The following is a 20,036-nucleotide window of genomic DNA, read 5'->3' as shown; positions in this document are numbered from 1 at the left end:
GGCGTCCTCTTACTTGTTGCGCAGCGCGCGCACGGTATTCAGGACCGGCTGCAGCACCGATGCGCCCAGGCGTGCGCTGCGGGCGCCGTCCCAGCCGACCAGCGGGTCCGGGTCGTTGGCGTTGTCCTTGAACGGCAGCTCGAGCGTGAGCGACAGGCAGCCGAAGGCGTGGGTGATGTGCGGCGATCCCATGGTCAGGGTCTCGTCGGTGTACGGGGTCTGGCCGTAGCCGTGCACGTCCTGGAAGTCCGGGCTGGCGATCTTGAAGTCGTCGATGAAGCGCTGCTGGGCCGCGGCCTGTTCGGCGCTCCAGGTCGGCAGGGATTCGCTGCCGGCCACGAAGACGTAAGGCAGGCCTTCGTCGCCGTGCACGTCCAGGCACATGTCCACGCCGATCTCGTGCATCTTCTGGCGCACCAGGAACACTTCCGGGCTGCGCTCCATGGTCGGATTCATCCACTCGCGGTTCAGGTTCGCGCCGGCCGCGTTGGTGCGCAGGTTGCCGCGCACCGAGCCGTCCGGGTTCATGTTCGGCACCACGTAGAACACGGATTCGTTCAGCAGCTGGCGGCCGAACGGATGCGCCGGGTCGAGCAGGGCGTCGAGCATGCCTTCGACGAACCACTCGGCCATCGTCTCGCCCGGGTGCTGGCGTGCGATGACCCAGACCTTCTTCTTTTCGGGCGCAGGTTCGCCGATGACCAGCATGTTCAGGTCGCGGCCGTCGACGGTGGAGCCCAGGTCGAGCATGCGCACGTTCTCCGACATCTGGGCGCGATCGAGCAGCTCCAGGTGGCGTTCCCACGAGTAGGGCTCGAAATAGGCGTAATAGACGCTGTCCATGCCCGGGGTGTGCTCGATGCTCAATACCTCGCCGTCGAAGCTGGTCGGCACGCGGAACCAGTTCACGCGGTCGTAGCTGGCCATGGCCTGGTAGCCTTCCCAGCCGGCCGGATAGGCGGCCTGGCCCGCGTTCAGGAAGCGGATCGTGCACGCCTCGCCTTGCGCGCCCTGCAGGCGGAAGTAGAACCACTGGATGATCTCGGCGTGCGAGTCCTTGCGGATGTTCAGGTCGATGGCGTTGGCGCTCGTGGCGTTCACGATCTCGATGGCGCCGGCGTCGAACTGGCTGCTGATCTTGATAGACATGGTATGTCCTGTTGTTGGGTGAGGTCGGAAAAGCGTGATGATACCGCACTGGCGCTGCTGTTATTCATGCAATCCGGCCGGCAATCCGCCGAAACGGTCGTAGAACACGCTGTCGGCCGGCGGCGTGGCCGGGTCTTCCTTGGCCAGCATCGCCATGATGTGCTGCTCGGCCTGGGCATGGGTCAGCAGGTAGATGTGCCGGGCCAGCTCGTAGGCGTCCGAGCCCGGCCACGGATCGGGCAGCAGCTCGACCGGCAGCATCGGGTCGTGCAGCTGCACCCGGCGGTAGGCGTGGACCAGCAGGCTGCGGATGGCGAAGGCATCCTGCGGGCCGGCCGCGCCATGGGCCGTCAATTGCGCCAGCACCGGCGTGAAGCTGTCGATGAATTGCCGGTAGCTGGCGATCACGCCGGACAGGTCCCAGCCGTCGCCCACCAGTTCCGCCAGCGAGCGCGAGCCGGCGCCGGGCAGCTCGGCCGCCTCGAACACGAAGACGCGGCCGGTGGCGCCGGTGCGCGCCAGGATCTCGCGCAGGGTGTCGCGGTCGGGCGCCGGATGGGCCATCACGCCGGTCGCCAGCATGGCAAAACCTTCCCACTCCAGTTCCTTGCGCAGCAGCGTGCGCAGGTCGCCGTCGATGCTGCCGTTCGGGGCCAAGACAAAACTCCAGCGGCCGTCCCAGTGCAGGCCGGGCGCCGAATAGATGCGGCGGTTGGCGCGCTCGAAGCGCGGCAGGGCCTTGGGCTCCAGCGCGTAGCGGCTGCGGCGGCCCTCGCGGCTGGCGGTCAGCCAGCCTTCCTGCACCAGGCGGAACACGCTGGTGCGCACCAGCCGGTCGGACACGCCCAGTGGCCCCAGCAGCTCGATCATGCTGCCCAGCCAGAAGGCCCCGCCGTGCGGGGCGATGGCGTCGCCGCAGAGCGTCATCACCAGCGATTTATGGCGCGGCGGGTCGCTCGCGAGGAGGTGGGCGATCCATTCGCCGCTTGAGCCTGGTTGCATGGGGATCCGTCGCAATATGATTCAAAATTTCGGTGTACATCTGATTTTTTGTATCGTATTATGGATTGGATAGGTTTGCAAATGGAGAACCAACATGTACGCACAGATGGTGGAGACCGGACTGAAGAAAGTCCGTACCGAAGAGGACATGAGCGCGGAAGAAGCGGCGTTCCAGGCGCGCATCGATGCCGGCATCAAGATCGAGGCCAAGGACTGGATGCCCGACGCCTACCGCAAGACCCTGATCCGCCAGATCTCGCAGCACGCGCACAGCGAGATCGTCGGCCAGCTCCCCGAGGGCAACTGGGTCACGCGCGCGCCGACGCTCAAGCGCAAGTCGGTCCTGCTGGCCAAGATCCAGGACGAAGCCGGCCATGGCCTCTACCTGTACAGCGCCGCCGAAACCCTGGGCGTATCGCGCGACGAACTGCTCGCCAACCTCCATTCGGGCAAGGCCAAGTATTCGAGCATCTTCAATTACCCGACCCTGAGCTGGGCCGACATGGGCGCCATCGGCTGGCTGGTGGACGGCTCGGCCATCATCAACCAGATCCCGCTGTGCCGCTGCTCGTACGGCCCGTACGCGCGCGCCATGATCCGCGTCTGCAAGGAAGAGTCCTTCCATGCGCGCCAGGGCTACGACATCATGATGAGCCTGGCCAAGGGCACGCCCGAGCAGAAGGCGATGGCCCAGGATGCGCTGAATCGCTGGTGGTGGCCGTCCTTGATGATGTTCGGCCCATCGGACGCCGAATCGGTGAACAGCGCGCAGTCCGCCGCCTGGCGCATCAAGCTGTTCTCGAACGACGAGCTGCGCCAGCGCATGGTCGATCAGACCGTGCCGCAGATCGAATACCTGGGCCTGACGGTTCCCGACCCGGACCTGAAATGGAACGAAGCACGCGGCTCGTACGACTTCGGCGAGATCGACTGGAGCGAATTCCAGAACGTCCTGAAGGGCAACGGCCCCTGCAACCGCGAGCGCCTGCGCACCCGCGTGAAGGCCTACGAAGACGGCGAGTGGTTCCGCGACGCCCTGGTGGCGCACGCCGAGAAGAAAGCCGCTGCCAAGGCGGCCGCATAAAAAAATACACGGAGAGACAAGATGAGCAAAGAATGGCCACTGTGGGAAGTCTTCATCCGCAGCCAGCACGGCCTGGCCCACAAGCACGTGGGCAGCCTGCACGCGCCCGACGCCGAGATGGCGGTGAATAACGCGCGCGACGTCTACACGCGCCGCAACGAAGGCGTCTCGATCTGGGTCGTGCGCGCCGTCGACATCGTCGCCTCCAGCCCGAACGACAAGGAAGCGCTGTTCGAGCCGGCCAACAGCAAGGTATATCGCCACCCGACCTTCTTCCCGATGCCGGAAGAAGTCAAGAACCTGTGAGCGGCGCCGTGGACCTGACGACTGCAAAAATCGACTACCTGCTGCGCCAGGGCGACAACGCCCTGATCCTGTCCCAGCAGCTGTGCCAGCTGTGCGGCAAGGGCCCGGCGCTGGAAGAAGACATGGCCCTGTCCAACGTCGCCCTCGACCTGCTGGGCCAGACCCGCATGTGGCTTACCTATGCCGGCGAACTCGAAGGCCGTGGCCGCGACGAAGACCGCCTGGCCTTCCACCGCGACGCACAGGATTACCGCAACTGCCAGCTGGTCGAGCAGCCCAACGGCAGCTACGCCGAAGTCATGATGCGGCAGTTCCTGTTCGATACCTGGCACTACTTCCTGATGGATGGCCTGACCCGTTCGACCGACCCGCGCATCGCCGAGATCGCCCAGAAGTCGATCAAGGAAGTGACCTACCACCTGCGCCGCTCGGGCGACCTGGTGGTGCGCCTGGGCGACGGCACGCCGGTCAGCCACGCGAAGATGCAAAGCGCACTGGACGAGCTGTGGATGTACAGCGGCGAGATGTTCCTCTACGACGAAGTCGACCAGGCCATGGTGGAGCAGGGTGTGGCCCCGGCCGCGGAAGCATTGCGCAAGCAGTTCCTCGACCACCTGGCCGACGTGCTGAACGAAGCCACCTTGACGATGCCTCCGCCGGACGCCTACATGCAGCGCGGCGGCAAGCAGGGCCGGCACACCGAGCGCCTCGGCTTCATCCTGGCCGAGATGCAGTTCCTGCAGCGCGCCTATCCGGGAGCGCAGTGGTAATGACGGCCCTGGGCGTGACGGTCGACGATGTCTGGACCTGGCTCGGCGACGTCGCCGATCCGGAGATCCCGGTCATCTCGGTGGTGGACTTGGGCATCGTGCGCGACGTGGCGTTCGAGGGCGATGCCTGCGTGGTCACGATCACGCCCACCTATTCCGGTTGCCCCGCGATGCAGGTGATTGCCGATTCGGTCAAGGAAGCCTTGCAGGCGAAGGGCATCGACGACGTGCGCATCGTCAGCCGCCTGGCTCCCGCCTGGACCACCGACTGGATGAGCGAGGCCGGCAAGGCAGCCTTGAAGGGCTACGGCATCGCGCCACCCGTGCAGCAGGCGATCGACATCAGCGGCCTGCACGCCGGCATCCGCCGCCGCGCCGCGCCCGAGGTCTCCTGCCCGAACTGCGGCTCGCCGCATACCCAATTGACGAGCGAATTCGGCTCGACGCCATGCAAGGCGCTGTACAAGTGCCTCGATTGCCGCGAGCCTTTCGATTATTTCAAGTGCCACTGAGAGCACCGAAGGAAGCATGAGCAAATTCTATCCACTCACCGTGGCCAAGGTGAAGCACGAGACCCGCGACGCGATCGCCGTCACCTTCGACGTGCCGCCTGAACTGAAAGCCCAATTCGCCTACCAGCAGGGCCAGCACCTGACCCTGCGCGCCATGATCGACGGCGAAGACGTGCGCCGTTCCTATTCGATCTGCTCCGCGGTGCAGGACGACAGCCTCCGTGTGGCGATCAAGCGCACCACGGGCGGGCTGTTCTCGACCTGGGCCAACGAACACCTTGCGCCCGGCGCCATGCTGGACGTGATGCCGCCGATGGGCCACTTCAACGTGCCGCTCGAACCCGAGAGCGAGCGCCACTACCTGGCCTTTGCCGCCGGCAGCGGCATCACGCCCATCCTCTCGATCGTCAAGACCACCCTGCTGGCCGAGCCGAAGAGCCGCTTCACCATCGTCTACGGCAACCGCGCCTCGTCGAGCGTGATCTTCCGCGACGAGCTGACCGACCTCAAGGACAGCTACATGGACCGGCTCAAGCTGGTGTATGTGATGAGCCGCGAGCAGCAGGACATTGAACTCTTCAACGGCCGCATCACCGAAGAAAAATGCGGCCACTTCCTGCGCCACTGGATCGACATCCGCGACATCGACGTCGCCTTCATCTGCGGCCCCGAAGACATGATGCACGGCGTCTCGCGCTCGCTGCAGGAAGCCGGCCTGGCCAAGGAAAAAATCCGCATCGAGCTGTTCGCGGCCAGCATCCCCAAGCACGAGCACAAGCCGCGCAAGGTCGAGGCGGGCGTGCAGCATTTGACCGAGGTTACCGTGATCATGGACGGCAGCGCCGCCAGCTTCACGATGGACAAGGATAAAGAGTCGCTGCTGGACGCCGGCCTGCGCGCCGGCATCGACATGCGCTACTCGTGCAAGGGCGGCGTGTGCTCGACCTGCCGCTGCAAGGTGCTCGATGGGCAGGTGGAGATGGACGTGAACTATGCGCTGGAGGATTACGAAGTCGCACGCGGGTTCGTCCTGAGCTGCCAGAGCTTCCCGATCACCGACAAGGTGGTCGTCGATTTCGATATCGCCGAATAAGCGCAATCGCAGAGCTCGCTTTCACCACCGCCCTTAATGCCGACGGCTCAAGAGATAACAATAAAAATCTGGAGATACCAATGACCTACGAATCCATTCAGTTCACGATCCAGAACGGCATCGCCGTACTCACCCTGAACCGCCCGGACCGCCTGAACAGCTTCACCCAGGCCATGCACCTCGAAGTGCGCGACGCCCTGGACAAGCTGCAGGCAGACAAGCGCGTCCGCGTGCTGGTGCTGACCGGCGCCGGCCGGGGCTTCTGCGCCGGGCAAGACCTGTCCGACCGTGCGGTCGAACCGGGCGCGCAAGGCGTGGACCTCGGCGAATCCGTCGAGAAGTTCTACGCCCCGCTGGTCATGACGCTCAAGACCCTGCCCATGCCCGTCATCTGCGCCGTCAACGGCGTGGCCGCAGGCGCCGGCGCCAACCTGGCGCTGGCCTGCGATATCGTGCTGGCCGCGAAATCGGCCAGCTTCATCGAAGCCTTCTGCAAGCTCGGCCTGATCCCGGACACCGGCGGCACCTGGCATTTGCCGCGCCTGATCGGCCACGCGCGCGCCACGGGCCTGGCCATGCTGGGCGACAAGCTCAGCGCCGAGAAGGCCGAGCAGTGGGGCCTGATCTGGGCCTGCGTCCCGGACGAAGCGCTGATGGACCAGGCCATGGCCATGGCCGAGCACTTCGCCGCCGCGCCCACCAAAGGGCTCGCCTTTACCAAAAAAGCGCTGAATGCCAGCTACGCCAACACCCTGCCGGAACAGCTCAAGCTGGAAGGCGAGATGATGCGCGAGCTGGGCTACACCCACGACTACCGCGAAGGCGTCGCTGCCTTCATCGCCAAGCGCCCGGCGCATTTCAAGGGAGAGTAAGACATGCAGGCACTCCCGAAAGACAGCATCGTTGCGGTGATCGGCAGCGGCGCCATGGGCTCCGGCATCGCGCAGGTCGCGGCCAGCGCCGGCCACCAGGTGCTGCTGTTCGACACCCGCATCGAAGCGGCCGACAAGGCCGTGGCGGAGATCGGCAAGACCTACGCCAAGCTGGTCGAAAAAGGCCGCATGGGCGCGGCGGACGCCGAGGCCGCGCACGCGCGCCTGGCGCGCATCGCCACGCTGCAGGAAGCCAAGGACGCCGCGCTGGTGGTCGAAGCCATCGTCGAGAACCTCGAGGCCAAGCGCGCGCTGTTCACGCAACTCGAAAGCATCGTGGGCGACGACTGCATCCTGGCGACCAATACCTCGTCGATTTCCGTCACCGCCATCGCCGCGCCGCTGCGCCGTCCGGAACGGCTGGTCGGCATGCACTTCTTCAATCCGGTGCCCCTGATGGCGCTGGTCGAAGTCATCAGTGGCATCGCCACCGGCAAGGCCGTGGCAGACACCGTCTACGCCACCTCCGAAGCCTGGGGCAAGAACCCGGTGCACGCAAAGTCCACGCCCGGCTTCATCGTCAACCGCGTCGCCCGTCCTTATTACGCCGAGGCGCTGCGCCTGCTGCTCGAGCAGGCATCGGACCACGCCACGCTCGATGCCGTCATGCGCGACTGTGGCGGTTTCCGCATGGGTCCCTTCGAGCTGATGGACCTGATCGGCCACGACGTCAACTTCTCGGTGACGAATTCCGTCTACGCCGCCTATTTCGGCGACCCGCGCTTCACGCCCTCGATCCTGCAGCAGGAGCTGGTCAATGCCGGCTTCCTGGGCCGCAAGACCGGCCGTGGCTTCTACCGCTATGGCGAAGGCGTCGAGCAGCCGGCCGTGCAGACGGAAGCGCCGCAAGCCCGGCCAGGGTCGGTATCGATCGTCGGCAGCGAGTCCGCGCAGCTGGCTCCCCTGGCGGCACGTCTTGCCAGCGCCGGCTTCGAACTGTTGCCTGAAGAAACGCTGGACTGCACGCCGGGCTTCGTGTGCCAGGGCGCGGCCGTCTACCTGAGCGACGGCCGCAGCGCCACCGAGCGCGCAGCCGAAAGCTGGCATCCGGACACCGTCGTCTTCGATCTGCTGCTCGACGCCTCCAAGGCCACGCGCATCGCGCTGGCGCGCGCCGACCAGTGCAGCGATGAGGCTTATCATGCCGTCGTCGGCATGTTCCAGGCCGCCGGCTTTGCCGTCACGCGTTTCGACGACGTGCCGGGCATGCTCGTGATGCGCACCGTCGCCATGCTGGCCAACGAAGCGGCCGATGCCGTCAACCAGGGCGTGTGCAGCGCGGCCGCCGTCGACATCGCTATGCAGAAGGGCGTGAACTACCCGCGCGGGCCGCTGGCCTGGGCCGACAGCGTCGGACTGCAGCAGGTCGTCACCGTGCTGTCGAACCTGGCCGCCACCTATGGCGAAGACCGCTACCGCGTGTCGCCGCTGCTGCGCCGCAAGCTGGCGGCTGATCCCGAAGGGCGCTTCCATGCTTGATCCGCAGGCGCTGGCCGAACTGGCCGGCAAGACCATGTACGAGCGCGACCAGGCCACCCAGGCGCTGGGCATGACGCTCGACTCTATCCGGCCGGGCTATGCGCGCATGTCGATGCCGGTGCGCGCCGACATGCTCAACGGGCATGCGACCTGCCATGGCGGCTATATCTTCATGCTGGCCGATAGCGCCTTCGCCTTCGCCTGCAATTCGCACAATTTCAATACCGTTGGCGCCGGCTGCACCATCGATTACCTGGCGCCGGGCCGCGAAGGCGACGTGCTGGTGGCCGAGGGCGTCGAGCAGGCCTTGCAGGGCAGGACCGGCGTCTACGACATCACCGTCACCAACCAGGACGGCCGTACGGTGGCGCTGTTCCGCGGGAAGTCGCACCGCGTGAGCGGGATGGTGGCAGAGGCCTGAAACCAGGCATTTCGCACGACGATCAGGAGGTCGAGATGGTCCAGAAAATCCCAGCCCTCGGCGAGCTGGAACCGATCGAACGCGCCAGCCGCGACGAACTGCAGGCCCTGCAGCTCGAGCGCCTGAAGTGGTCGCTCCAGCACGCCTACGAGAACGTGCCGCATTACCGCGCCGCGTTCGACGCGGCCGGCGTGCATCCCGGCGACCTTAAAACGCTTTCCGACCTGGCGAAATTCCCCTTCACCGACAAGAAGACCCTGCGCGACAACTATCCGTTCGGCCTGTTCGCCGTGCCGCGCGAGCAGGTGGTGCGCATCCACGCATCGAGCGGCACCACCGGCAAGGCCACCGTGGTCGGCTACACCCAGCGCGACATCGACACCTGGGCCGGCGTGGTGGCGCGCTCGATCCGCGCCGCCGGTGGACGTGCCGGCGACATGGTGCACATCTCCTATGGCTATGGCCTGTTCACCGGGGGCCTGGGCGCGCATTACGGCGCCGAAAAGCTCGGCTGCACGGTGATCCCGATGTCGGGCGGGCAGACCGAAAAGCAGGTGCAGCTGATCCAGGACTTCCAGCCCTCGATCATCATGGTCACGCCGTCCTACATGCTCAACATCATCGAGGAATTCGCGCGCCAGGGCATCGACCCGGCCCAGTCCTCGCTGAAGGTCGGCATCTTCGGGGCCGAGCCCTGGACCGATGCGATGCGCAGCGAGATCGAAGCGCGCGCCGGCATCGATGCGGTTGACATCTACGGCCTGTCCGAAGTGATGGGCCCGGGCGTGGCGAGCGAGTGCATCGAGAGCAAGGATGGCCCGGTCATCTGGGAAGACCATTTCTATCCCGAGATCATCGACCCCGACACCGGCGAAGTGCTGCCCGATGGCGAAGAAGGCGAGCTGGTATTCACGTCGCTGTCCAAGGAAGCGCTGCCGATCATCCGCTACCGCACCCGCGACCTGACGCGCCTGCTGCCGCCAACCTCGCGCGCGATGCGGCGCATGGCGCGCATCACGGGCCGCTCGGACGACATGCTGATCATCCGCGGCGTGAACGTCTTCCCGAGCCAGATCGAAGAGATCATTCTAAAAATGCCGGCGCTGGCGCCTCAATACCAGCTGGTGGTGGCGCGCGACGGCCACCTCGACACGCTCGAGGTGCTGGGCGAGCTGCGCGATTCTTCGCTGTCGCCAGGCGACGTGGAGGCGCTTTGCCGCGAACTCCAGCACTGCATCAAGACCCATGTGGGCGTGACCACGCGCGTGACCCTGCTGCCGCCGCAAGGCATCGAGCGCACGCTGACCGGCAAGGCCCGGCGCGTGGTCGACCGGCGCCCGAAACACTGAAAAATCAGGAGATATTCATGAACGAAGCCTTCATCTGCGACGCCATCCGCACCCCCTTCGGCCGTTATGGCGGTTCGCTGTCCACGGTCCGCGCCGACGACCTGGGCGCGCTGCCGATCGCCGCCCTCATCGCCCGCAACAAGGATGTGGACTGGAGCGCGGTGGACGACCTGTTCTACGGCTGCGCCAACCAGGCCGGCGAAGACAACCGCAACGTCGGCCGCATGGCCGCGCTGCTGGCCGGCCTGCCCTCGGCGGTGCCGGGCAATACCATCAACCGCCTGTGCGGCTCGGGCATGGATGCCGTCGGCACCGCGGCCCGCGCGATTCGCGCCGGGGAAGCAAACCTGATCATCGCCGGCGGCGTCGAGAGCATGACCCGCGCGCCCTTCGTCATGGCCAAGGCCGACAGCGCCTTCTCGCGTGCCGCGAAAATCGAGGACACCACCCTCGGCTGGCGTTTCGTCAATCCGCTGATGAAGGCACAATACGGGATCGATTCGATGCCGGAGACGGCCGAGAACGTGGCGCGCGAGTTCGGCATCAGCCGCGCCGACCAGGACGCGTTCGCGCTGCGCAGCCAGCAGCGCTGGGCCCAGGCCCACGCCGCCGGCTTCTTCCAGGACGAAATCGTGCCGGTCACAATTCACGGTAAGAAAGGCGAGCCGCGCGTGTTCGATACCGACGAGCAGCCGCGCGAGACCAGCCTGGAAGCGCTGGCCAAGCTCAAGGGCGTGGTCGCGCCGGACGGCTCGGTCAGCGCCGGCAATGCGTCGAGCCTGAACGACGGCGCCTGCGCGCTGCTGCTGGCCTCGGAAACGACCGCCGCGCGCCACGGCCTGGTGCCGCGCGCGCGCGTGATCGGCATGGCCACCGCCGGCCTGGCGCCGCGCATCATGGGCTTCGGCCCGTCGCCGGCCGTGAAGAAGCTGCTGCAGCAAACCGGCTTGCGCCTCGACCAGATGGACGTGATCGAACTGAACGAAGCCTTCGCCGCCCAGGGCCTGGCCGTGACGCGCGACCTCGGCCTGCCGGACGACGCGCCGCACGTGAACCCGAACGGCGGCGCCATCGCGCTGGGCCACCCGCTGGGCGCATCCGGCGCGCGCCTGGTCACGACCGCCGTCAGCCAGCTGCACCGCACCGGCGGGCGCTACGCGCTGTGCACCATGTGCATCGGCGTGGGGCAGGGCATCGCCATCATCGTCGAGCGCGTGTGATGGTCAAGGTCTACGAGATCAACGGCGTGCGGCCGGTGGTGCATCCCACCGCCTTCGTGCACCCGTCGGCGGTGCTGATCGGCGACGTGATCGTCGGCCCGCGCTGCTACATCGGTCCGCTGGCCTCGATGCGCGGCGACTTCGGGCGCCTGATCCTGGAAGAGGGCGCCAACCTGCAGGACACCTGCGTGATGCATGGTTTCCCTGGCGAAGACACCGTGGTCGAGGTCGACGGCCACATCGGCCATGGCGCAGTGCTGCATGGCTGCCGCGTCAAGCGCAATGCCATGGTGGGCATGAATGCGGTGGTGATGGACAAGGCCGTGGTCGGCGAAGAATCGATCGTGGCGGCGATGAGTTTCGTGAAGGCCGGGATGATCATCCCGCCGCGCAGCATGGTGATGGGCGCGCCGGCCAAGGTCATGCGGGAACTGACCGACGAGGACGTGAAGTGGAAGAGTTTTGGTACGCGCCAGTACCACGAGCTGAACGTGCGCTCGCTGCAGACGATGCGCGAAGTCGAGGCCTCGAGCGAAGTGGAGCCTGGCCGGCGCGGCATCGATTTCGATATGGCGGCGCTGCACAAGCCGAAGGCCTGAGCCATCTGGCGGATGCATACAAAAGACAACTGAACGGAGACTGATAACATGGGCAACATCGCAACCCTGCAAAGCCTGATCGCCGGCCGCTGGCACGGCACTGAAGCATCCACGCCGCTGCACAGCGCGCTGGACAACGAACTGATCTATCACACCCACGCGGAAAAAATCGACTTCGACGAAGCCCTCACCTGGGCGCGCAAGACCGGCGTGAAGGGTTTGATGGGCCTGGACTTCCAGAAGCGCGCCCAGTGCCTGAAAGCCCTCGCCCTGTACATGATGGAGCGTAAGGAAGAGCTGTACGAGATCTCGCACCTGACCGGCGCCACCCGCACCGACAGCTGGGTCGACGTCGAAGGCGGCATCGGCACCCTGTTCGCCTACGCCAGCATGGGCGGGCGCGAGCTGCCCTCGTCGAACGTGCTGCACGAAGGCCCGGCCATCGCCCTGGGCAAGCGTGGCGGCTTTGCCGGCACCCACATCCTGGTGCCGCGCGGCGGCGTGGCGGTGCACATCAATGCCTTCAACTTCCCGATCTGGGGCATGCTCGAGAAATTCGCGCCGAGCTTCCTGGCCGCGATGCCCTGCATCGTCAAGCCGGCCACCGCGACCAGCTACCTGACCCACGCCACCGTCAAGATGATGATGGAGTCCGGCTTGCTGCCGGAAGGCGCGCTGCAGCTGGTCATCGGCAGCACGGGCGACCTGCTCGACCGCATGGGCGGGTTCGACGCCGTCACCTTCACCGGCTCGGCCGACACCGCCGCCAAGCTGCGCGCCAACCCGAACCTGATCCGCAATTCGGTCCCGTTCACCGCCGAAGCCGATTCGCTCAATTGCGCCATCCTGGCGCCGGACGTGACCCCGGACGATCCGGAATTCGACCTGTTCGTCAAGGAAGTCGCGCGCGAGATGACCGGCAAGGCCGGCCAGAAATGCACCGCGATCCGCCGCGTCATCGTGCCCGAGCAGCATGTGGACGCCGTGGGCGAGCGCCTGCGCGAGCGCCTGGCCAAGATCACGGTCGGCAACCCGAAGATGGAAGGCGTGCGCATGGGCGCACTGGCCTCGATGGACCAGCACCGCGACGTGTCCGAACGCGTCGAGATGCTCGCGCGCGGCAACGAAGTGCTGTTCAGCGCCCGCGACGGCTTCAGCCCGGTGGGCGAGAATTGCGCGAACGGCGCCTTCTTCTCGCCGACTTTGATCCTGTGCCGCAACGCGCTGGTGAACGACGCCGTGCACGACGTCGAAGCCTTCGGCCCGGTCTCCACCCTGATGACCTATCGCGACATCGACGAAGGCCTGGAGCTGGCCGCGCGCGGCAAGGGCAGCCTGGTGAGCACGCTCGTGACGAAGGACCCTGCCATCGCAGCCTATGCGGTGCCGATGGCCGCCGCCTCGCACGGCCGCGTGCACATCCTGGAACGCGAATCGGCGGTGGACTCCACCGGCCACGGCTCGCCGCTGCCCCAGCTCAAGCACGGCGGCCCGGGCCGCGCCGGCGGCGGCGAAGAGCTGGGCGGCATCCGCGCCGTCAAGCACTTCCTGCAGCGCGCCGCGGTCCAGGGCTCGCCGACCATGCTGACCGCCGTCACCGGCGAATACGTGCGCGGCGGCGCGGTCAAGGAAAGCGACCTGCACCCGTTCCGCCGCCATTTCGAAGACCTCGAAGTCGGCCACTCGCTGCTGACCCACCGCCGCACCGTGAGCGAGGCGGACATCGTCAACTTCGGCGGCGTCTCGGGCGACTACTTCTACATGCACTTCGACGACATCGCGGCCAAGGACACCCAGTTCGGCAAGCGCATCGCGCACGGCTATTTCGTGCTGTCGGCGGCGGCCGGCCTGTTCGTGTCGCCGGCGCCGGGCCCGGTGCTGGCCAACTACGGCCTGGACAACCTGCGCTTCGTGGCCCCGGTGGCCATCGGCGACACCATCCGCGCAAGGCTCACCTGCAAGCGCAAGGTCGACCGCAACCGCACGGACGAGCAGGGGCGCGGCCAGGGCGTGGTGGCCTGGGACGTGCAGGTGACGAATCAGAACGACGAACTGGTGGCGAGTTACGATATCCTGACGCTGGTACAGAAACGCGGCTGATCCACGATCCAGCCGCGTGCCGTGGACGGCGCCCGCCGTCCACGACCAACCAAGGAGACCCTTGCATGTCGAGACTGGATTTGAGCAGCATTCCCGTACTGAAGAGCACCGGCTATCCCGAGCCCTTCGCCGAACTGGTGGACGGACGCACCAAGCAGGCGCTGGGCGAGGCCGGCGGCTTGCGCCAGCTCGGCGTGAACCTGGTCGAGCTGCAGCCCGGCGCGGCTTCGTCGCAGCGCCACTGGCATTCGCACGAGGAAGAATTCGTGATGGTGGTATCGGGCGAGCTGGTGCTGGTCACCGATGAAGGCGAAACCCTGATGCGGGCCGGCGACTGCGCGGCCTTCCCGGCGGGACGGCCGAACGGCCATCACCTGATCAACCGCAGCTGGGGGGCGGGCGTGTTCCTGGTGGCGGGAACGCGGGTGAAGGAAGACGTGGCGACCTATCCGGACGTGGACCTGCGCTACGACGGCGCCACCGATACGTATTCGCACAAGGACGGCACGCCTTATCCGCCACGCGGCTGAGCAGTCGAATAGTGCGCGTCAGTTCAGCTTGCGCGCATAGCGTTGCCGGATGTGCTGGCTGACGAAAGTCGACAGCCCCCGGCCTTCGCGCGCCAGTTCCTGCATCTTTGCAATATTCTCCGGGCCGGCGCTGCGTCCGGTGTACAGATAGCGGTCGCCGCCGGTGAACTGGATGGTGATCGAATCGTCGCCAAGTTCATACGCCGTCACACCCGATTCCCCGCTCTGGTTTCTGTAGCGATGCATGTCGCGCCTCCATGATTGCGTCCGAGTCATGTATATGGGGTTCGGTCGTTATCTCCACAAGTGGGGACCTGGGGCAACGCAGTTACAAGACCTTGCGCTGCACCCGCAGCATCCCGCTCTCCGTCACCACCGCCTGCAGGTGCGCGTAGTCGGCCACGCCCGCCGAGCGCGTCTCCACGGGGTGCGTGTGGGTGGCAGTGACCACGATGCTGTCCATGCCGGCGGACTCGGCCGCCTGCAGGCCGATCGGCGTGTCCTCGAACACCAGGCAATCCTGCGGGTTCACGCCCAGCAGCTTCGCCCCCAGCAGGAAAGGATCGGGCGCCGGCTTGCCGTGCCGCACGTCTTCAGCCGAGACCAGCAGGGGCGGCAAGGGCAGGCCGGCAGCGGCGATGCGGGCCGTCGCCAGCGCGCGCGAAGCCGAGGTGACGATGGCCCAGCGCTCCGGCGGCAAGCTCGCCAGGAAAGCCCCGACGCCGGCGATTTCCTCGATGTCGCCCACGTCCTCGATCTCCGCCAGCGCGATGTACATGGCCTGGGCCACCGGGTCGACGCCGGGCAGGCCGAGGTTGCGGATGGTGTCTTCGGTGCGCTTGCCGTGCACGGTCGGCACGAACGCGACCGGATCGAGTCCGTGGCTGAGCGCCCAGGCGCTCCAGACCCGCTCGGCGGACTTGATCGAGGTGAGGATGGTGCCGTCCATGTCGAACAGGAAGGCGGCGTAGTCGCGGGCGGGGAGGATGGAGGGATTGGTGGGGGACACGGGACATTCTCGTTTGGCTGCTGGTCGGCCAGCATAGCGCAAACGCGCTGGGGGCTGCGCCCAAGTGGCACAGCCCCTGCGTTGCTTATTTCGCCAGCTGCTTGCGCACCCGCTCGATCGCCTTGCGCACCTGGTTCGGCGCCGTGCCGCCGACGTGGTCGCGCGCCGCCACCGAACCCTCCAGTGTCAACACGGCAAACACATCCTGCTCGATCAGCGGCGAGAACCCGCGCAGCGTCTCCAGCGACATCTCCGACAAATCGCACTTGGCCGTATCGCAGGCGCGCACCGCATGCGCCACGGCTTCGTGCGCATCGCGGAAGGGCAGGCCCTTCTTGACCAGGTAGTCGGCCAGGTCGGTGGCGGTGGCATAGCCCTGCAGCGCGGCGGCGCGCATGTTCCCGGCCTTGACGGTGATGCCGCCGGCCATGTCGGCGAAGATGCGCAGCGTGTCGGTCACGGTGTCGACGGTGTCGAACAGCGGCTCCTTGTCTTCCTGGTTGTCCTTGTTGTAGGCCAGCGGCTGGCCTTTCATGAGGACCAGCAGGCCGTTCAGGTGGCCATAGACGCGGCCGGTCTTGCCGCGCGCCAGCTCTGGCACGTCCGGGTTCTTCTTTTGCGGCATGATCGACGAGCCGGTGCAGAAGCGGTCGGCGATGTCGATGAAGCCGATGCGTGGGCTCATCCACATGACCAGTTCTTCCGAGAAGCGCGAGACGTGCATCATGATCAGGGAGGCCGCTGCGGTGAACTCGATGGCGAAATCGCGGTCCGACACGGCGTCGAGCGAGTTGTGGCAGACGTCGTCGAAGCCGAGGGTTTTTGCCACGCGCAGGCGGTCGATCGGGAAGGTCGTGCCGGCCAGGGCGGCGGCGCCCAGAGGCAGGCGGTTGACGCGGCGGCGCGCATCCTGCATGCGTTCGGCGTCGCGCCCGAACATCTCGACATAGGCCAGCATGTGGTGGCCGAAGGTGATCGGCTGCGCCACCTGAAGGTGGGTAAAGCCCGGCATGATGGTATCGATATGGCGCTCGGCCAGGTCCGTCAGCGCGCCGCGCAGGCTGCCCAGCAGTGCCAATATGTCGTCGATGGCCGCACGCACATACAAACGGATGTCGGTGGCCACCTGGTCGTTGCGCGAGCGTCCGGTATGCAGGCGCTTGCCGGCGTCACCCACCAGTTCGGTCAGGCGCTTTTCGATGTTCAGGTGTACGTCTTCCAGGTCCAGCAGCCATTCGAAGCTGCCGGCCTCGATCTCGCCCTTGATCTGGGCCATGCCGCGCTCGATCTCGGCGCGGTCTTCCTGGCTGATGATGCCTTGCGCGGCCAGCATCTCGGCATGCGCGAGCGAGCCCTGGATGTCGAACTGCGCCAGGCGCTTGTCGAAGAAAACGGACGCCGTGTAGCGCTTGACGAGGTCGGAGACCGGTTCGGAGAAACGCGCCGACCAGGCTTCGGCTTTCTTGGAAAATTGTTCGTTCATGGTGGGATCCTAGTAGGGTATCCCACGATTATAACTGGCCCGCAAACGCCCCATCCGTGGTGGGTGACAAGCGCCGGGAAATGCGTGATGATGTGGCCACGTATCCAACAAAAGACAACAACACAGGGGGAGACATGCATCGATTGGCCCAGCTCGGCCTGGCGGCAGCGTTGACGGCGGCGGCCTGCGCGCCGGCCATGGCGCAACAGGCAGCGCCCGCGACACCGGCAGCATCAACCACCCTGGCCATGCCCGCGGCCCGTCCCGCCGATGTCGCCTCGATCGACGCCATCGTCGCCGCTCTCTACGACGTCATCTCCGGTCCGGCCGGCGCCGCGCGCGACTGGAACCGCATGCGTTCCCTGTTCGCGCCCGAGGGCCGCATGGCGGCGGTCGGCATGCGCCCGGACGGCAGCTATCCGCTGCGCATGATGACCCCGGACGACTACATCGCCCGCAATACCAAGGCCTTCGCCACGATGGGTTTCTTCGAGTCCGAACTGGCGCGCCGCGTCGAGACGTTCGGCCAGGTCGCCCACGTCTTCAGCACCTACGAAGCGCGCCACGCGGCGAACGACGCCAAGCCTTTCATGCGCGGCGTGAACAGCATCCAGCTGGTCCATGACGGCAAGCGCTGGTATGTGCTGAGCCTGGTCTGGCGCGCGGAAGACGCGCAACTGCAGCTGCCGGAACGCTACCTGCGCAACGGCTGAGCTGTGCGATGGCGCCTCCGGGCTGTATCGCCCGGGGCGTCCAATTGAATGTTATGCATCTTGCAAACAGCGCTAGAATTGATTTTTTCGCCAGAGCTACGGTCCCCATGATTACCAACGATTCCAGCTTCCAGGTCAGTACCGACCAGACGCGGCTCGACATTCCGATGATCTACCGCTTCCTGAGCGAACAGGCGACCTGGGCCATCGGCATTTCGCGCCCGGTCGTCGAGCGCGCCATCGAGAATTCGCTGTGCTTCGGCGCCTACCTCGACGGCCGCCAGATCGGCTTCGCCCGGGTCATCACCGATTTCGCCACCTTCGCCAACCTGGTCGACCTGTTCATCCTGCCGGAATACCGCGGCCAGGGCTATGGCAAGCAGCTGGTCGGTGTTGTGTTGCGTCATCCCAGCCTGCAGAAACTGCGCCGTTTCACGCTCGCCACGAGCGACGCGCACGGCCTGTACGAGCGCTTCGGGTTCACGGCGCCCAAGCAGCCTGAGACCCTGATGGAACGTTACTTCCCGAACATTTATTTGTCCTGAGCCGCCGCAACACGGCGACCCCCTTCTCGAATCAGGCTTACGATAGTCTCCATCGAGAAGGATGCTGTATGTTCCAGGCCGCCGTCAATATTGTCGTCCGCACATTGCTTGCCGTCGTCTTGCTGACGAGCCAGCCTCTCGTGGCTGCGGAAGCGCCGCAGCCCAAGGGATCGCTGGTGATCATCGGCGGCGCGCTACGCAGCGATAACGCGGCCGTGTGGGAACGCATGGTGCGGCTCGCCGGCGGCAAGGGCGCCCGCATCGCCGTCTTCGCTTCCGCGTCCGCCCATCCCGACAAGGCCGGCAAGGCCCTGGTCGAGCGTTTCAATCACTACGGCGCCAAGGCTTTCTTCGTCCCGGTCGCCGTGCGCCTGGCCGGCACCGACTACCAGGCCGCAGCCGATGATACCGCGCTTGCCGACGCCGTGCGGGCGGCCGGCGGCGCCTTCTTTGCCGGCGGCGACCAGGGCCGCATCACGCACGCGCTGCGGCGCGCGGACGGCAGCAATACCCGCATGCTCGACGCCCTCTGGGACATGTACCGGCGCGGCGGCGTGATCGCCGGCACCAGCGCCGGCGCGGCCATCATGAGCAGCACCATGTTCGGCCATCCCAAGACGGTGCTCGCCACGCTCAAGCTGGGCCTGGACGAGGGCAAGGAAATCGCGCCGGGCCTGGGCTTCATCGGCGAGGATGTCTTCATCGACCAGCACCTCCTGGTGCGCGGGCGCTTCGCGCGCATGGTGCCGGCCATGCTCAAGAAGGGCTACAAGATCGGCCTGGGCGTCGACGAGAATACGGCGATGGTGGTGGGGCCCAACCGCGAGGTCGAGGTCATCGGCTACCGCGGCGCGCTGCTGGTCGACCTGTCCAAGGCAGTGGCGCAGCACGGTCCGCTCCACGTCAGCAACGTGCGCCTGAGCTACCTGGACAACGGCGATCGTTTCAGCCTCGCCACAAGGTCGTTCACGCCCTCGCAAGACAAAGCCGAGAACCTGATCGACCCGGCCAAGCCCTATTACCGCGAACCGCTGTTCTCGGCCGACATCCTCGGCAACAGCACGGTGGTGGACCTGATGGCCAAGCTGATCGACAGCGACCAGCCCGAGGCCATCGGCCTGTCCTTCGACAGCGCCCAGGGCGTCGAGCCCGACCTCGGTTTCGAATTCAAGCTCACCCGCACGGGCGACAGCGTCGGCTACATGTCCTCGCTCACCGAGCAGGTGTCGGTCTACCACCTGCGCCTGGATATCCGGCCGATCGTGGTGCAGCGCCCGCTCTACCGCTACCGCCAGGCCGATACCGTGGCGGCGTCCGGCGCTAGCCGGGCAGATGCCGCCAGGTGAAGCCGAAGCCCGCGTCTGCGATAATGGCCTGGGCGCTGGTTAACAAGCGCGTGGCGACGCCGGTCAGCGGCGCGCGGTGCACCAGGGTGATGCGCACGCGGCGGCCTGCCGCTTCGGGCCGCGAGGCCAGCAGCTCGCCGCTTTCGATGAAGCCCAGGTAGCCGTTCAGCTTTTCCTGCAGCGCCATCAGGTGCGCGTGGTCGCCTTCCCACGGCAGGTCGTCGGTGATGGTGAGGACGATGTCGCCGGTGTCGTCGTCGATGCTGACGAAATCGACCACCTGCGGGTTCTCGATTGTCATATTGTTCCTGGTTTGGCGCCGTCTGCGCGCAGCAATCGCGCATCCCCGCATTATCCGTGCTTTCGTAAAAATCGCGGCATGCCGGCAGTACAA

22 protein-coding genes are annotated in these 20,036 nt (G+C 66.3%); 16 read left to right on the top strand and 6 right to left on the bottom strand.

The features are described from left to right. Window positions 1-9 precede the first annotated feature (9 nt). Both AC3XQU_RS02495 and paaX read right to left on the bottom strand, forming a co-directional pair. Entirely contained in the window at window positions 10-1,149 is a 1,140-nt protein-coding gene (locus AC3XQU_RS02495; RefSeq protein WP_489872541.1) for a M14 family metallopeptidase, read from the bottom strand. Between the two features lie 60 nt (window positions 1,150-1,209). Then, the gene (gene paaX / locus AC3XQU_RS02490) at window positions 1,210-2,151 is read right to left on the bottom strand and encodes a phenylacetic acid degradation operon negative regulatory protein PaaX (RefSeq protein ID WP_489872540.1); all 942 of its coding nucleotides are present in this window, start codon (window positions 2,149-2,151) and stop codon (window positions 1,210-1,212) included. A 94-nt stretch (window positions 2,152-2,245) separates the two neighbouring features. Here paaX and paaA point away from each other — a divergent pair, with 94 nt between their 5' ends. From paaA to AC3XQU_RS02425, 13 genes are all read left to right on the top strand, one after another. Continuing rightward, window positions 2,246-3,235, top strand: coding sequence for a 1,2-phenylacetyl-CoA epoxidase subunit PaaA (gene paaA / locus AC3XQU_RS02485; protein ID WP_489872539.1), 990 nt, complete (start codon window positions 2,246-2,248; stop codon window positions 3,233-3,235). Window positions 3,236-3,256: 21 nt separating this feature from the next. After that, window positions 3,257-3,541 carry a 1,2-phenylacetyl-CoA epoxidase subunit PaaB gene (paaB, locus tag AC3XQU_RS02480; RefSeq protein WP_489872538.1) on the top strand — a complete coding sequence of 95 codons (285 nt, stop codon included), beginning with the start codon at window positions 3,257-3,259 and terminating at the stop codon, window positions 3,539-3,541. A gap of 8 nt (window positions 3,542-3,549) precedes the next feature. Further along, window positions 3,550-4,311, top strand: coding sequence for a 1,2-phenylacetyl-CoA epoxidase subunit PaaC (gene paaC, locus AC3XQU_RS02475; protein WP_489872537.1), 762 nt, complete (start codon window positions 3,550-3,552; stop codon window positions 4,309-4,311). After that, window positions 4,311-4,823, top strand: coding sequence for a 1,2-phenylacetyl-CoA epoxidase subunit PaaD (gene paaD, locus AC3XQU_RS02470; protein WP_489872536.1), 513 nt, complete (start codon window positions 4,311-4,313; stop codon window positions 4,821-4,823). The genes paaC and paaD overlap by 1 nt, the downstream gene beginning before the upstream one ends. Before the next feature lie 16 nt (window positions 4,824-4,839). Further along, window positions 4,840-5,916: a 1,2-phenylacetyl-CoA epoxidase subunit PaaE gene (gene paaE, locus AC3XQU_RS02465; protein ID WP_489872535.1), complete on the top strand. Its 1,077-nt coding sequence runs from the start codon at window positions 4,840-4,842 to the stop codon at window positions 5,914-5,916. Window positions 5,917-5,996: 80 nt separating this feature from the next. Further along, on the top strand, window positions 5,997-6,788 hold the full coding sequence (gene paaG / locus AC3XQU_RS02460; protein ID WP_489872534.1) for a 2-(1,2-epoxy-1,2-dihydrophenyl)acetyl-CoA isomerase PaaG: 792 nt from the start codon (window positions 5,997-5,999) through the stop codon (window positions 6,786-6,788). A 3-nt stretch (window positions 6,789-6,791) separates the two neighbouring features. Then, window positions 6,792-8,327 carry a 3-hydroxyacyl-CoA dehydrogenase PaaH gene (paaH, locus tag AC3XQU_RS02455; RefSeq protein WP_489872533.1) on the top strand — a complete coding sequence of 512 codons (1,536 nt, stop codon included), beginning with the start codon at window positions 6,792-6,794 and terminating at the stop codon, window positions 8,325-8,327. Then, a complete protein-coding gene (gene paaI / locus AC3XQU_RS02450) occupies window positions 8,320-8,748 on the top strand; it encodes a hydroxyphenylacetyl-CoA thioesterase PaaI (RefSeq protein ID WP_489872532.1) in 429 nt (142 codons plus the stop codon). The genes paaH and paaI overlap by 8 nt, the downstream gene beginning before the upstream one ends. A gap of 35 nt (window positions 8,749-8,783) precedes the next feature. Beyond that, a complete protein-coding gene (paaK, locus tag AC3XQU_RS02445) occupies window positions 8,784-10,097 on the top strand; it encodes a phenylacetate--CoA ligase PaaK (protein WP_489872531.1) in 1,314 nt (437 codons plus the stop codon). 17 nt (window positions 10,098-10,114) lie between these two features. Then, complete coding sequence (gene pcaF, locus AC3XQU_RS02440) at window positions 10,115-11,317, top strand: 3-oxoadipyl-CoA thiolase (protein ID WP_489872530.1); 1,203 nt, start codon at window positions 10,115-10,117, stop codon at window positions 11,315-11,317. Beyond that, window positions 11,317-11,916 carry a phenylacetic acid degradation protein PaaY gene (locus AC3XQU_RS02435; protein WP_489872733.1) on the top strand — a complete coding sequence of 200 codons (600 nt, stop codon included), beginning with the start codon at window positions 11,317-11,319 and terminating at the stop codon, window positions 11,914-11,916. The genes pcaF and AC3XQU_RS02435 overlap by 1 nt, the downstream gene beginning before the upstream one ends. 48 nt (window positions 11,917-11,964) lie before the next feature. Continuing rightward, a complete protein-coding gene (gene paaZ, locus AC3XQU_RS02430; protein ID WP_489872529.1) occupies window positions 11,965-14,016 on the top strand; it encodes a phenylacetic acid degradation bifunctional protein PaaZ in 2,052 nt (683 codons plus the stop codon). A gap of 65 nt (window positions 14,017-14,081) precedes the next feature. Next, the gene (locus AC3XQU_RS02425; protein ID WP_489872528.1) at window positions 14,082-14,546 is read left to right on the top strand and encodes a cupin domain-containing protein; all 465 of its coding nucleotides are present in this window, start codon (window positions 14,082-14,084) and stop codon (window positions 14,544-14,546) included. 18 nt (window positions 14,547-14,564) lie between these two features. On the opposite strand, the gene AC3XQU_RS02420 is transcribed toward AC3XQU_RS02425, so the two are convergent. The 3 genes from AC3XQU_RS02420 to argH form a co-directional block, all read right to left on the bottom strand. After that, on the bottom strand, window positions 14,565-14,792 hold the full coding sequence (locus AC3XQU_RS02420; RefSeq protein ID WP_489872527.1) for a hypothetical protein: 228 nt from the start codon (window positions 14,790-14,792) through the stop codon (window positions 14,565-14,567). Window positions 14,793-14,874: 82 nt separating this feature from the next. Then, entirely contained in the window at window positions 14,875-15,555 is a 681-nt protein-coding gene (locus AC3XQU_RS02415) for an HAD-IA family hydrolase (RefSeq protein ID WP_489872526.1), read from the bottom strand. An 85-nt stretch (window positions 15,556-15,640) separates the two neighbouring features. Then, window positions 15,641-17,038: an argininosuccinate lyase gene (gene argH, locus AC3XQU_RS02410; RefSeq protein ID WP_489872525.1), complete on the bottom strand. Its 1,398-nt coding sequence runs from the start codon at window positions 17,036-17,038 to the stop codon at window positions 15,641-15,643. A 134-nt stretch (window positions 17,039-17,172) separates the two neighbouring features. Here argH and AC3XQU_RS02405 point away from each other — a divergent pair, with 134 nt between their 5' ends. The 3 genes from AC3XQU_RS02405 (at window position 17,173) to AC3XQU_RS02395 (ending at window position 19,642) form a co-directional block, all read left to right on the top strand. Next, window positions 17,173-17,751, top strand: coding sequence for a hypothetical protein (locus AC3XQU_RS02405; protein WP_489872524.1), 579 nt, complete (start codon window positions 17,173-17,175; stop codon window positions 17,749-17,751). A 107-nt stretch (window positions 17,752-17,858) separates the two neighbouring features. Beyond that, entirely contained in the window at window positions 17,859-18,296 is a 438-nt protein-coding gene (locus tag AC3XQU_RS02400; protein WP_489872523.1) for a GNAT family N-acetyltransferase, read from the top strand. Between the two features lie 140 nt (window positions 18,297-18,436). Beyond that, window positions 18,437-19,642 carry a cyanophycinase gene (locus AC3XQU_RS02395; protein WP_489872522.1) on the top strand — a complete coding sequence of 402 codons (1,206 nt, stop codon included), beginning with the start codon at window positions 18,437-18,439 and terminating at the stop codon, window positions 19,640-19,642. On the opposite strand, the gene AC3XQU_RS02390 is transcribed toward AC3XQU_RS02395, so the two are convergent. Further along, entirely contained in the window at window positions 19,617-19,943 is a 327-nt protein-coding gene (locus tag AC3XQU_RS02390; RefSeq protein WP_489872521.1) for a DUF6572 domain-containing protein, read from the bottom strand. The two genes, AC3XQU_RS02395 and AC3XQU_RS02390, sit on opposite strands and share 26 nt — an antisense overlap. Window positions 19,944-20,036 lie beyond the last annotated feature (93 nt).

This window comes from Telluria sp. AZSoR62 (assembly GCF_058111565.1).
The sequence above is the reverse complement of the archived record's forward strand: the minus strand, read 5'-3'. Positions and strand labels throughout refer to the sequence as shown.